Below are 12846 nucleotides of genomic sequence, written 5' to 3' on the forward strand. Positions count from 1 at the left end.
AAGCCACGGTCGAAAATGATCTCGGCGGCCAGCCGGGAGTCGGAGCACCCGAACATCACGGCGAAGGGCTGCTGGGACGGTGCGATCTCGGCGCGTCGGGTGGCGTCCTGGTTCGGGTGCTCAGGGGAGCCGGCGACGAAGCGCTGGTTACCGGCCAACAGCAGGTCGAGGGCTTCGGTGGGAGTCGGGGGCTTGATCTCTGTCATAGCCGCAGCCTACGGTCACGCCCCGGCCGTAGCGCTTCCTGGTGGGCTTCTCGGCGCTCGCTGTTTCTCGTCACCGGCAGTGCCGGGGAGGTTGGCTTCGGGCCGGACAGTCGCCCCAGGGGGTGTAAGGGCGTCGAGTTGTGCGGCGAGGTCGGGGTGAGCGGCGGTCAGGTGAGGGCCGGTCGCCATTAGGGGATGGACGAGGGCGGGGTCGTCGTGGGCGAGGGCTTCGTCGATCCGGCTGAGCGGGTTGCGGGCCGCGTTGGGCAGGTCGGTGAGTCAGGTGATCTGGCCGGCGATACGGCGTAGGCCGGCTGCGTTACGGCGGGCCCAGGTGGCGGTGGTGCGTTCGGCGGCGCGGCATTCGCGGGTGGCCTGGACGCGTTGTTCGTCGGTGGTTCCTGCGGGGCCGGGGCGGCCGCGCAGGTAGCGGCGTTCGGCGGCCTGACGGCTGGCACCACCGAGGGGGTGGGCGAGGTCCGCCCAGCTTGCACCCGCCTGGCGGGCGGTTTCGATCAAGCCGGTTTCCCACGCGGCGACGACCTGCCGCAGCAGCAGAAGAGAGGCCAGGGCCTGCTCCGGGGCGACGTCGTCCGTCTCCGCGGGTACCTCCTGCCGGGCCGATCGCAGGCCGTCGTCCATGGCGTGAAGGGCTGCTGCCGCGGCGAGGGACGACGCCGGGCCAGGTCCGTCGGCGCTCGACGATGCCGACTGTGCAGCCCGGGGTGTCGAAGGCCACCACGTACGCTCACCGGCCGGATCGACGACCGTCCCTGGCGCGAGACGATCGACTTCAACGAGGCCGCCACGCTGCTGCGCCACTTGGCCACCGCCTGCTTCATCGTCATCGCCTATCTGACAGGCATGCGGCCCGGCGAGGTCCTCGGCCTGCGAAGCGGCTACTGCCCCGGACGGCCTCCCGGCTCGAAGAACAAGCGTAGGGCCGAGCTTCACGACGTCGGCAAGACGGTCAAACTCGCCGACTCAGATCAAGGAACATCAAGCCCGCCGAGGAAAAGCCAAGCTCAGCCGATGGACGCTCCGTCCAGTTGCGCGATCCGGCGGATCGCATCCAGCGGGTAGGGGATCGTGCGGCTGTCCTGCTGGAGCTCGCGATGGAAGTCGCCGATCACCACGGCGATCGGCGCGTGGCGGCGGAGGATCGATGCGATGCGCGCCGGCACATCGGCGGGGATCTCTCCCTGGGCACACGCGCGGACGAATGCGCTGCGGCCTTCTGCGTCGTAGCCGTACAGTGCGGTGGCCAGCCAGCGCACCAGGTGCGTGACGACGTAGCAGGCGTCGTAGGTGCGGTGCTCATCGAAGAAGTCGGCTTCGTCTCGGGTGAGCTCGAAGTGCGAGGAGATGGTCAGGCCGTAGTCCGCGAAGAAGAGGTGACGGCCGTCGGTGAGGATGTTCTCGAAGTGGGCATCGAAGTGCAAAAGCCCATGCGCGTTCATGAACGAGGTGCCGGCCGCCAGCTCCCTTTCCGCCATCGTGCAAGCCCGTTCGGCCACTTCGCCGCCGGCAGCGACCTGAGCACCCAGCCACTCGTGCAGGTTCTGAGGAAAGTATTCCAGGAAGAGCACGAGACTGGCCGATGAGCGCTGCAAGGTTTCGAGGCGCCGGCGCACCTCCGGCCCGCCACCCCAGTAGGCCACAACGCGCTCCACGTCGGCCAGTTCCTCGGGCAGCGTCCGCGTGGGGCTTGACAACACCCGCCAGTGGTACATCAGCGGGAAGCCCTCGTACTCGCCGGCGAGCACCCAGTTCGTCGTCATGGTCTGCACGGCCAGCTCCCGCCAGGCCCCAAAACCCGGTCCCCCGAACCCGTAGTGACAGAAGACCGGCAGCCCGAACATGTTCGCGGTGGACCGGGCGAAGTCCGGCTGAAGCTCCAGCTCGGTGAGGGGTACCTGCTTCACGAAGACAGGGGTTCCGGCGATCTCCAGTAGCGCCGATGTCCCACCGATGCCGGCGCCCAGGGGCGCGGCCCGGTCCACGAGCTCGCGCAGCCTGCGGTCACTGCAGAGGGCCAGCGACGTCGACGCGGCACGGTGAGTGGCTAGGCGCGAGCTGCGCGACGTTATGGGGAGCGGCATGAGGCGTGACCCTAGCCGGGTGACCGACACCTGTCACTGATCACACTTCATCGGTGCACCACCTGGGGGGTGTTCACAAGTAGCGCTGATCAGGCATGACTCATCTGGAAGACCGTTTTCCGGCGCTAGGTGATCGCTCCCGGCCTGGGCGCCGCGCCAAAGGGGTAGCCGGTCATGGTCCGTCTGCCCGCTCGGCCGGAGCCAGAAGGAGAAGGTCAAGGGGGCGGTTCAAGCCCCGATCCGTCAGCTTCTTGACCATCCCTGGCAAGGTCACTGGCCGAACTGTGCCGCACTAAAGGTGCTCACCCCTATGCCGGCAGCACTCGTTGCCCTGTGACTGGAGGATCGCGCCGATACGCTGAACTCGACAGAGGATCCGCCGAATGGGGCACTCAGCGCCTCCTGGACGTGGCCCTGGTCCGGCACGCGCTGGTGCTGGAGGTCGCCGTGGATGTCGCAGGGAACGCAAACGGTCGGTGGCGCCACCCTGCCCGGCCCCACCGACTACGCGGCGACCTGAACACTGGTCAGGTGCCTCTCTTCGGGCTTCACGCGGTCACAGAGCCGGGGGGCCGCCCCGACGTTGCTCACCGGCCGGTGGCTTCAGACGCGTTCTCGTTCGTTCGCCTTCTCGATGGCTGCAGCCCGAGCACGACGGCGGCCCATCAAGGTGCATCCCACAGTCACCAGGCCGATGGCGACGACCTTAGCGGCCCCGTAGTAGCCGGACGCCGGCTCCTCCGGGGTGCCAGGCAGCCGGAGGAAGACCCATGCTGCCGCGATACCCCCGAAGACGATCAGCGCGACAGCCCCCCACGTCCCAAGCTCCGCCCACCAGGGCCCCGCGACGTAACCCCGCTCATCGGTCCGCTCAACGTCCTTGTCGTCCACGGTCTGTTCTCCCGGCATGAGGTGACGGTCGCACAGGAAGACGTGGACCCGGCACGAAAGGTTCACCGGGCCAGACGTTCCCGCTGTCCTCGCCTCCCCTGCTTCGGTCACAGCGGCTGTGACGGTGCCGAGGAAGAAGTATCTGCGCTGTCGAAGCGGGTTGTCACCGCTCTGGTGATCACGACTCAATACGCGCCCTAAGGGCGTGCAGATCTTTAACTCGTGGCTTTCCGCTGGGTGGTTCGTTGGTCTGGCATGAGCGGTTTGGAAGAGCAACGGGCCGTGCTGACAGCCAAGTTCAGGTCGATTCTGCCGCACCTCGACGAGCGACAGCGTCGCTTGTTGATAGGGGCGGAAGCCCAGTCTCTCGGGCACGGCGGGATCAAGGCGGTCGCACTTGCCGCCGGTGTCCGTGAGGCCACTGTGTCTGTCGGAGTGCGGGAACTCGCCTCCGGCCAGGCACCGTTGGGACGTATCCGCCGGCCTGGGGGTGGCCGCAAACGCGTCGTCGACTTGAACCCAGCCGTTCGGGAGGCACTCCTCATGCTGGTCGAGCCAGACGTCCGGGGAGATCCAATGTCGCCGCTGCGGTGGACGACCAAATCCACCCGGAAGCTCGCCGAGCAGCTGACCCGCCAGGGCCACAAGATCTCCGCGGATACGGTGGGCGACCTCCTGCGTGAGGCAGGCTTCAGCCTGCAGAGCAACGCCAAGACCCTGGAAGGCAAGCAACACCCGGACCGCGACGCACAGTTCCACTACCTCAACGAGCAGGCCCGCGTCCACCAGGACAGCGGAGCTCCGGTGATCAGTGTGGACACCAAGAAGAAGGAACTGGTCGGCCCCTTCAAGAACCACGGCCGTGAATGGGAGCCGAAAGGCGAGCCGGTGCGGGTCGACACCCACGACTTCCCCGACCGCGAGCTGGGCCGAGCGGTGCCCTACGGCATCTACGACGTCGCCGCGAACACCGGCTGGGTCAATGTGGGCACCGACCACGACACCGCCGCGTTCGCCGTCGAATCCATCCGCCGCTGGTGGAACGGCGCCGGGCGGGCCGCCTATCCCACGGCCGACCGGCTGCTCATTACCGCCGACGCGGGCGGCTCCAACGGGTATCGCACCCGCACCTGGAAGACTGAACTCGCCCAGTTCGCCGCGGAGGCCGGCCTGGCGATCACCGTCTGCCACCTGCCTCCGGGGACGTCGAAGTGGAACCGAATCGAGCACCGGCTGTTCTCCCACATCACCATGAACTGGCGTGGAAGGCCTCTGACCAGCCACGAAGTCATCGTCGAGAGCATCGCCGCGACCACCACCACGACCGGCCTGACAGTGCACGCCGAACTCGACACCCGTCGCTACCCCACCGGCATCCAGGTCAGCGACGACGAGATCGCCGCCCTACCGATCACCCGCCACCGCTTCCACGGCGACTGGAACTACACCCTCCACCCCCAGCATCCGATGGACGCGACAGCACCCAAGAGCACGTCAGACCAGATGCCGGCGAGCAAGCCGCATCGCCTCACGCAGCATTCACTGCAGGACCCTGAACTGACCGGCATGACCCGCCAACAGCTCCGCGAGCTCATCGACGCACTGACTCCTGCGCTGGAGGTGCAACGCGAGCGAGTGTTGCGCACGCGTCGCGGTCACGAGCGCCTGGTAGCCCCCGGTACAGGCGCCAAAGCCAAGCTCACCCCAACCGAGCGGATCCTGGTCACCGTGCTCCACCTGCGCAAACTCGCCACCATGGACCTCCTCGGCCAACTCTTCGGTGTCACCGCTCCAACCATCAGCCGCGCAAAACAGGAAGTCTGCCCACTCCTGGAAGCACACGGCCGCTACATCAACGCCTCCACCGCCCGCCTCCGGACACCAGCCGACGTCGCGACATTCCTCGCTTCCCACCCCACTCAAACCAAGGTCAAAAAGACGAGTTAAAGATCTGCACGCCCTTAGCCGCGCCAAGCCGAGGGGTCGAGCGTCTCAGGGACACCTCGGCTGTCTCGTCATCAGCAGCTCAAGACACTGCTCGACGCCTCGAGCGCGCACCCGCCAAGTCAGGCGCTCATGACAACTGCCCAGCCCGGCGGCAGGTTGTTGGAAAGGGCTCAATGAGTTTTCTCAACGAAATGATCTCATGAGGTGACTCGGCCCAGGAATCCCGCGAGCCGCGATGAGTCCTGCGGCGTTCGGCGGTCGTACTGTCGAACCCGTCACCGAGGAGGACTTCTGATGCGCAGCGTGACCTATTCGATGGGCGTTTCACTTGACGGCTACATCGTCGGGCCGGACGGCGGCTTCGACTGGACGGCGCCCGACGAGGAGGTCTTTCGCTTCGCCACCGACGAGGTGCGAGAGGTCGGTGTCCACCTGCTGGGACGACGGCTGTACGAGACGATGCTGTACTGGGAGACCGTCGACCAGAATCCATCGCTCGACTTCTCAACGCGCGAGTTTGCCGCGATCTGGAAGCCGCTCCCCAAGGTGGTGTTCTCCACCACGTTGTCGGAGGTACAGGGCAATGCCCGCCTGGCCTCCGGCGGCCTGGCGGAGGAGATCGAGCGGTTGCGAGCAGAGCCGGGAGAGGGTGACATCGCGATCGGCGGCGCGGCTCTCGCCGCCGAGGCGGCCGCGTTGGGCCTGATCGACGAGTACCGGGCCAGGGTCTACCCGGTGCTGGTCGGCGGTGGCATTCCGTTCTTCCCCCAGCACGAGCGCCGGGTGGATCTCGAACTCATCGAGACGCGCACCTTCAGCTCAAGTGTCGTCTACCTCCGCTACCGCGTGGCGCGTTACTGACTTCGGCTCGTCAAGGTGATGTTGGATTGCCGAGGGTCAGGCCCGTGCCGGCTATGAAGCCGTCGAGGGTGTGGGGCCGGTACTGGAGGCGTTTTAGCCGGTTGCGGACCAGGGTCTCGAGCCGGTCGAGGGAGACCACAGCGAGGTTGGCCAGTCTGCGCTTCACATGGGCCCAGACCCACTCGACGGGGTTCAGGTCCGGCGAGTACGCGGGCAGCAGGAACACCGTCAGCCAGTCACGCTCGGCGATCAACTCACGCATGGCATGGGAGACATGAGTGTTGAGCCGGTCCCAGACCAGCACGATCGGTGCCTTGACGAGGTGATGGGTTCCGTCGATCAGCGCGATGAAGTCGCGCTCGCCCATACTGCGGCGCTTGCCCTTGCCCGCGGGGTGTGTGCGCAGGCGGTGGCACAACCGGGTGCGCGAGCCGGGCCGCATCGCGATCAGCCCGGCCACCGACAGCCGTCCCGAACGTCGTCCGCTGATGGTCACGACCGGGGTGCGGCCGCGCTGGCCCCAGGTCCGTCCCCTGGGCGGCGTTCGCGTGAAGCCCGCCTCGTCCTCGAAGCAGAGGTAGCCTCCGCAGGCCGCCCGGGCTCTTTTACCTCCGCCCAGGTCGCCTCCTTCCAGACAGTGACGGCCTGCTCGTCGCGCTCTGCCACCCGCCGGGCCGGCACCTGCGTGAAGCCGAGCCGGTGCATCAGCCGGGTGGCTCCCGAGACGCTGTAGGAGACGTGGAACTTCCTGCCGATCAGCGTGGCCACCCTCGCCGCGGTCCACACCTGGTCCTCCACCCAGCCATGCGCGGCCGGCCCTGCATCAAGGTATGCGGCCAACTTTTCCAGGCACTGCGGGGACAGACGGCATCGCGACCCGCTCGGGCCACGAGAGGCCAGAGCCCGCACACCACCGTCCCGCCACAGCTGCTGCCACTGGTAGGCCGACTTCAGGCTTACCCGCAGGCGCCGTGCCACGTCCGGCGGCTTGATGTTCTGCTCGAACAGCTCGGCCGCCTGCATCCGAACCGTCTCCCGGCGGCAACGCCCCGCAGGGGTCAACCCGCCCCCATCCGCATACCTCATACATCCCGGGATACAGACAACACTCCCGGCTCATCAGGGACTTCGAGAAGAATCACCCTAACGAGCCGAAGTCAGTAACCGTAGGGCGGCGAGTTCGCCGTGCACCCTGCGGTAGCCCCATGACGGGTTTTCCGTGTCCCCGGGCGTGCCGTGGCGTGGCGGGGAGTGGTCACGGATCGGTCCTTCATGTTTGGCGATTGGAATATTGCCCCGCCCGTATGTAGGGCGGTTTCACATAGTGGTGGGCGTGTCCGGGTCGCCGATGAGGGTGAAGCGGGCGGGTGCGTGGTCGATCGGGAGGTCGGGGCGCCAGGCGGTGAGGATCTGGGCGCTGCACTCGAACAGGTCCGGGGGCAGGGCGTCCATGGGCCACCAGCGCCAGTCGCCGACGCTCTCGTCGGGCTGGTCGGCCGGCTCCCCGCGCCAGCGGGTGACGAGTGCGCCGAAGGTGATGCGGACGACGTCGCCGGCCCGGTCGAGGAGCATGCCCAGGAGACGGACGTCGGCGGGGTCGGCGTACAGGCCGGTCTCCTCGGCGAGTTCGCGTACGACTGCCTCCTGCAGTGACTCGCCCGGCTCCACGGTCCCGCCGGGCAGCTCTCGTGTGCCCAGCCGGTGTCGGCCCAGGAGCAGGCCTTGGGGCCCGAGCAGCACGGCGCCGACGCCTACTGCGGCGCCGGCGACGGGTGGCTTCGCGGTGCGGGGGCGTGCGGTGATCCGGTCCGGTCGGTGGGTCTGGAAGAGCCGGTAGGAGGCGTGGTTGCTTTCCTGCGGCGCGTCGAGGACGGTGACGCCCTGCACGCGGAGCCCGTACTGCACGAGCAGGTCTTCCCACACTTCGGGTGTCAGCACCCACATGTGCACGGTGAGGTCGTCGCCGCCGGCCGGGCGCAGGATCTCCGGGCGTGGGGTGACGGTAGAGGTGGGGCCGTCGCCGGCGGAGTTGGTGTGCAGCACGGTGAAGTACAGCCGCCCCCCGGGCTTTACGGCGGTCGCCAGGGCGGGCAGGAGCCGGTGGGGGTCGAGGAAGTGGAAGGCGCTCAGGGAGTAGATCACGTCGTACGGCGCTGCCGTGCCCAGGTGCTCGACGGCGTCTGCGTTGACCAGCCGCAGTCCTGGCACGTCGGGGTAGCGGGTGCGGGCCCGTTCGATCTGGCTGGGGGAGGCGTCGACGGCGTCCACGTGTGCGCCGTAGGTGCGGGCCAGGTGTGCGGCGTGCCGGGCGGTGCCGCAGCCGAGGTCCAGGACGCGCAGGCCCTTGAGATCCCCGAGGATGCCGTCCCCCGGTCCGTTCGCCGCGGGGCCCCAGGTGATCCGGTCCACTTCCGGCAGGGGTGTACCGCGCCGTAGGTGGTGTGTTCCGTAGGCGTCCCAGGCGAGGCGTGTGTGTCGTTCCAGGTCCAACGTGTTCTCTCCCATGTCGGGTTCAGCGGCGGAGTGCGTAGCAGCGCAGCACGTCGAGATCGGCGGTGCGTACGACGGACCAGCCCGCGGTGAGCGTCTCGGCCTCGGCGACGTTGATCCCGAGTTGCTTGCAGGGGTCGCCGTCCTCGCGGCGACCGGCGAGTTCGGTGACGACCCAGAAGGTCCCGCCCGGTGCCAGGACCTTCCGGACGCGGTCGAGGAAGGCCGGCTTGTCGTCCATCCACCGATAGACCAGGCGGCAGGTGACGACCGCGTACGCGCGGTCCGGCAGGGCGCCGAGGTCGTCGGCGGCGAAGTCCATCAGATGCCAGGTCGGCCCTTCGCCGTGCTGGTGGCTCCGGGTTTTCTGGGCTGCTGCGGCGATGGCGCTGGGGGAGAAGTCGATGCCGGTGGTGCGGTAACCGAGCTCGTGGAGGTGGTGGGCGAGGGCGCCGTCGCCGGTGCCGATGTCGAGGGCCGGGTGTCCACGGCCGGGTCCGACATGATCCGCCAGAAGCGTGGCCTCGGCGCTGCTGACTTCCCGGTACCGGCGTCCGCCGGCCCAGAGCGGCTCCCAGTAGTCGGCGGTGGCAGGGGCGGTCGTCATTCGGCTCCTTCGCGAGCGGCCGGGACAGCCGAGGCCGTGATCCCGGTGGGCATTGGCGGAGGCTTCGGACGGAGCGCGGCAGCAGAAGCAGGACAAGGATGCCTGGAGGAGCGCACCGAGCGCGAGGGGCGGTACGCACGTCGAGCAGCTGGGCAACCAGAACACCGGCGATCGCGACAGCGAGCGGACAGGAGCCGGCGATCACCGTGGATCTGACGGCCCGCATCCGCCCTGGAACCGCGGATGGCAGAGGGCTTGCCACATCGGCGGTTCGGCCCAGTGCTGACGCTGACGGCCGTGGCCCGGTCCGACGCCGGATCGGTGGGGTGGTATGTGGGGACGGTCACCAGGCCGCCGAGCGACTACGCGCCCAACTGTGGGAGCCGCGCACCCTCTGCGCGTTCGGAGGCAGGTGCGCAGCCCTCGGCGAGGCCCTGGCGTAGGCCTCCGGCTAGGCCGACGACGGGGGTGCCGACGGCGGGTGACCGTGCTCGATCTCGACCGGGTTGCCCCTGTCCCGTAAGCAGCTCACCGCGATTGGCCGCGCCACCGCGGCGCCTTCTGAAGCAACGCCACCTTCTTCCGCTCCATAGGCGGTTCGGCGCTGGATGCCGCTCTGATCGAGGACGCGGCCCGCCTCTGTCTCGCTCCCGGGACCGAGCAGCCGTACGTCGATCCGGCCGACCTGGACATGTTCGGGCGCGGTGCGGTCCCGTATTTGATCCTCACCGGTCAGCCTCCCGCCACGCAGCGAAGTTGCGACATCCACAGGGACGCGAGGACCGGACCGTTGTTCAACCCATTCTTACTGGACTTGTCGCGTCACTCTGGCCGGGTGCAAGCGCACCGCAATCCGATGGCCGGCTGACACGGAGCGGCCCGAACGCCGACCTTCGGATCCGCCTCTTACCTGTATTTCCGACTACTTCCCATTTGGGTGAGAGGGCGGTGAGACCTATACGCGGTTAAGTCCCCGTTCAGATTCCGTGCATGTCGACCGACGGATACTCCCCAAGATCCGGATTGCCTACTCCGTCCGGATTGAGTTTTCGGGAATCCTGAAAGGCCGTTCATGCTCACCCCCCACAGCGAGCCGACCCAAGAGCGAGGCGCCGAGCCCGCGCCGGTGCGCGCTATCTCCGCCGTGCTGCCCCGGCCCCGCAGCGGCGGGTCGGCGCCACCCGCGCCCCCCACGGGTGCGCCGCGGCCGACGTACGAGCTCCCGGTGCTGCTGGGCATCGTAGCGGTCGCCGCCGTGCTCACCCTGTGGGGCCTGGACCACAGCTCGTTCCACGGATTCTACGCGGCCGGCGTGCGCAGCATGACCGACAATCCGGTGGCCTTCTTCTACGGATCCTTCGACCCGGGCAACACGATCACGATCGACAAGCTGCCCGGCTACCTGTGGCCGCAGGCCCTGTCGGCGCTGGTCTTCGGCTTCCATCCATGGGCGCTGGTGCTGCCGCAGGCGATCGAAGGCATGGCCTGCGTGGTCCTGCTCCACGGTCTGGTACGCCGCTGGGCGGGCGTGCCGGCCGGTCTGCTGGCGGCGGGCTTTTTGACCCTCACTCCCGTGTTCGTCGGCCTTGGGCGGTCCGTCACGGAGGACTCGCCCTTCGTCCTGCTGCTGCTTATGGCCGCCGTTGCCACCCAGCGGGCGACCGAGCGGGGCCGGGGACGCTGGCTGCTGCTCGCGGGCGTGTGGGTGGGCGTGGCCTTCCAGTGCAAAATGCTGGAGGCCTGGGCGGTGCTGCCCGCGCTCGCCGTCACCTACCTCGTCGCCGCGCCCACGGCCCTGCGCCGTCGGCTCGTGCACGTCGCGCTGGCCGGCGCGGTGGCGTTCTCCGTGTCGGTGTCATGGATGGTGGTGGCCACGCTGACCCCGGCGTCCGACCGCCCCTACCTCGACGGCACCACGGACAACTCGGCGTACGGTCTGGTCGTCGGCTACAACTTCCTGACCCGCTTTCACGGTCTCGACGCGGCCGCCGCCGGCAGCGTCGCCCCCAACGAGAGCCTGCGGACGGCCGGCACCGGGCCCGGCATGGGCGACAGCGTCTGGAAGATGTTCAGCCCCGGGATCGCCACACAGACCGGATGGCTGTACCCACTGGCCGCGCTCGGGGTCGCGGGCGGCGCATGGGCGCTGTGGCGGCGGCGTGCGCCCCGTACGGACCGGGTGCTGGCGGGCTATGTGCTGTGGGGGTCATGGCTGGTCACGTTCTTCCTGGTGTTCAGCTTCGGCAGCGTGACCGGACACACCTACTACATGGGTGTCGTCGCCGTGGCGCTGGCCGCGATGGGCGGCGCCGGGACCGTGCGGGCCTGGCGTGCGTGCCGCAAGGGCGGCCGACGGGCCTGGGTGCTGCCCGGCGTGATCGCTGTGAACCTCGCCTGGTGCGTGACCCTGACGCTGTGGTACCCGGACTTCTCCCCCTGGTCCGCCCCCACCGCCGCAGCCCTCGGCCCGGTCGCCCTGGTGCTGTCCTGCATCCGCCGACGGCCGCGCCTCGTCACGGCTGGCCTGGCCGCCGGCCTCGCCGCGGTCCTGCTCATACCCGCCGCCTGGTCGGCGTCGGCGCTGTCCCTGCGCTACAACCAGCCCGGCTCGCTGGGCCGCGTGGGCCCCACCAACCACCGGGTGGGCAACCCGCTCGCGAAGCTCGGCCCGACCCGAAAACACCTGCTCGCCTACCTGACCGCGCACCAAGGCGGCGCCGAGTACCTGGCCGCAGTGCCCGGCTGGTGGGAGGCCGCGCCCTACATCATCTCCGCCGACGCGCACGTGCTGCCCGTGGGCGGCTTCACCGGCCGGGTCCCGTATCCGACGTCCGATGGCTTCCGCAAGCTGATCGACACCGGCCGGCTGCGCTACGTCGTCCTGAAGCGCGCCGAGGCGAACAGGAGCCTGCGCCACGCGGCCACGCCCACTGCCGTGATCACGCGCTGGACCGTCGACCACTGCACGGTCGTGCCCCCGGCGGCCTACGGCTCCGGCGACCACGCGGAGGCGCTGTACGACTGCGGCCCCGGGGCACGAGGGGGGTCCGGGCCGCAGCACGTGAAGGTGTCTCATCGCCGGTGACTAATGCGCCTTGTCCCACTCCGCGATCACGGGTCGCCCGTGCTCCGTGGACCGGCGCCTGACCATGCCGGTCGCCGGCTGGAAGAGGCGTCTGCCGGCGGACGGCCGTAGCCGTATGGCCATGACACAGCGGTGGCCGATGGTGAAGAAAAGCACTCGCTTTCCGCCCTTGGGTGCAGTGGTCCGGGGCAGTCGCACGAGCGCCGTCCCCCTACCGGCGAACCGTCCGTCGAAACGCCCAGGCTCAACGGGGCTGTCCGACCGCGCGCTGGGTCCGCCTGGACCGCGCCCCTATGCGAGCAATGCTCAAGACCTGTGGATCGGTTCCGGGTGGAACGCGGAAGGTGCGTGTTCGCGGTGTGCGGCACCATGCTCGGCGGGCGGGCCACCGACCGCTGGGGGCCGACGCCGGTCCTGGTGGCGTCGGTCGCCGGTCTCGCCGTCGTCCTGGTGACACTGCCCCTGACCCGGGACACGCCGGCCGGCGCGAGCGTGGGCATGGCGGCCTGGGGCGTGACGGCGATGGCCACCGCGCCGCCGCAGCAGCACCGGCTGTTCGCGATCGCTGGTGGAGCTGGACTACGGCGGCCTGGTGCACGTGGTGCCGGCCGGTGAGCTGGAGGGCGACCACTCGGCGGCGGACGTGGCCGCCGGGAT

9 protein-coding genes and 2 pseudogenes are annotated in these 12846 nt (G+C 69.0%); 4 read left to right on the top strand and 7 right to left on the bottom strand.

Annotation, left to right across the window (positions count from 1 at the left end; genetic code table 11):
• From ACWEN3_RS27340 to ACWEN3_RS27355, 4 genes and pseudogenes are all read right to left on the bottom strand, one after another.
• Positions 1–206 (bottom strand): annotated as a pseudogene (locus ACWEN3_RS27340) (carbonic anhydrase); the annotation flags it as partial.
• 15 nt (positions 207–221) lie between these two features.
• A pseudogene (locus ACWEN3_RS27345) lies at positions 222–893 on the bottom strand (type III effector protein); the annotation flags it as partial.
• Positions 894–1231: 338 nt separating this feature from the next.
• Positions 1232–2308, bottom strand: a complete 1077-nt coding sequence (locus ACWEN3_RS27350) for a protein kinase family protein (protein WP_452976036.1) — start codon at positions 2306–2308, stop codon at positions 1232–1234.
• Between the two features lie 603 nt (positions 2309–2911).
• A complete protein-coding gene (locus tag ACWEN3_RS27355; protein ID WP_452976038.1) occupies positions 2912–3199 on the bottom strand; it encodes a hypothetical protein in 288 nt (95 codons plus the stop codon).
• A 255-nt stretch (positions 3200–3454) separates the two neighbouring features.
• Between ACWEN3_RS27355 and ACWEN3_RS27360 the strand changes: the two genes are divergently transcribed.
• Both ACWEN3_RS27360 and ACWEN3_RS27365 read left to right on the top strand, forming a co-directional pair.
• The gene (locus tag ACWEN3_RS27360; protein WP_452976039.1) at positions 3455–5146 is read left to right on the top strand and encodes an ISAzo13 family transposase; all 1692 of its coding nucleotides are present in this window, start codon (positions 3455–3457) and stop codon (positions 5144–5146) included.
• A 294-nt stretch (positions 5147–5440) separates the two neighbouring features.
• Positions 5441–6007, top strand: a complete 567-nt coding sequence (locus ACWEN3_RS27365) for a dihydrofolate reductase family protein (RefSeq protein WP_452976041.1) — start codon at positions 5441–5443, stop codon at positions 6005–6007.
• A 10-nt stretch (positions 6008–6017) separates the two neighbouring features.
• Here the strand turns inward: ACWEN3_RS27365 and ACWEN3_RS27370 are convergent.
• The 3 genes from ACWEN3_RS27370 to ACWEN3_RS27380 form a co-directional block, all read right to left on the bottom strand.
• Positions 6018–7093 (bottom strand): IS630 family transposase gene (locus ACWEN3_RS27370; protein ID WP_452976043.1). Its coding sequence is split into 2 segments (ribosomal slippage): positions 6018–6595 and positions 6595–7093, totalling 1077 coding nucleotides; the frame shifts between segments, so codons are not numbered across the junction.
• Between the two features lie 231 nt (positions 7094–7324).
• Positions 7325–8512 (bottom strand): bifunctional class I SAM-dependent methyltransferase/NUDIX hydrolase, encoded by a 1188-nt coding sequence (locus ACWEN3_RS27375; RefSeq protein WP_452976045.1) that lies wholly within the window; start codon positions 8510–8512, stop codon positions 7325–7327.
• Positions 8513–8519: 7 nt separating this feature from the next.
• Positions 8520–9104 (bottom strand): class I SAM-dependent methyltransferase, encoded by a 585-nt coding sequence (locus ACWEN3_RS27380; RefSeq protein WP_452976047.1) that lies wholly within the window; start codon positions 9102–9104, stop codon positions 8520–8522.
• Between the two features lie 1225 nt (positions 9105–10329).
• Here ACWEN3_RS27380 and ACWEN3_RS27385 point away from each other — a divergent pair.
• Positions 10330–12189 (top strand): ArnT family glycosyltransferase, encoded by a 1860-nt coding sequence (locus ACWEN3_RS27385; protein WP_452976049.1) that lies wholly within the window; start codon positions 10330–10332, stop codon positions 12187–12189.
• 330 nt (positions 12190–12519) lie between these two features.
• Positions 12520–12804: a hypothetical protein gene (locus ACWEN3_RS27390; protein ID WP_452976050.1), complete on the top strand. Its 285-nt coding sequence runs from the start codon at positions 12520–12522 to the stop codon at positions 12802–12804.
• Positions 12805–12846 lie beyond the last annotated feature (42 nt).

The organism is Streptomyces sp. NPDC004561, from assembly GCF_053602155.1.

Bases quoted from the DNA above. Each gene is read 5' to 3' on its own strand.
- ACWEN3_RS27360 (WP_452976039.1), top strand. From the start codon at position 3,455: ATGAGCGGTTTGGAAGAGCAACGGGCCGTGCTGACAGCCAAGTTCAGG.
- ACWEN3_RS27350 (WP_452976036.1), bottom strand. From the start codon at position 2,308: ATGCCGCTCCCCATAACGTCGCGCAGCTCGCGCCTAGCCACTCACCGT.
- ACWEN3_RS27365 (WP_452976041.1), top strand. From the start codon at position 5,441: ATGCGCAGCGTGACCTATTCGATGGGCGTTTCACTTGACGGCTACATC.
- ACWEN3_RS27380 (WP_452976047.1), bottom strand. From the start codon at position 9,104: ATGACGACCGCCCCTGCCACCGCCGACTACTGGGAGCCGCTCTGGGCC.
- ACWEN3_RS27375 (WP_452976045.1), bottom strand. From the start codon at position 8,512: ATGGGAGAGAACACGTTGGACCTGGAACGACACACACGCCTCGCCTGG.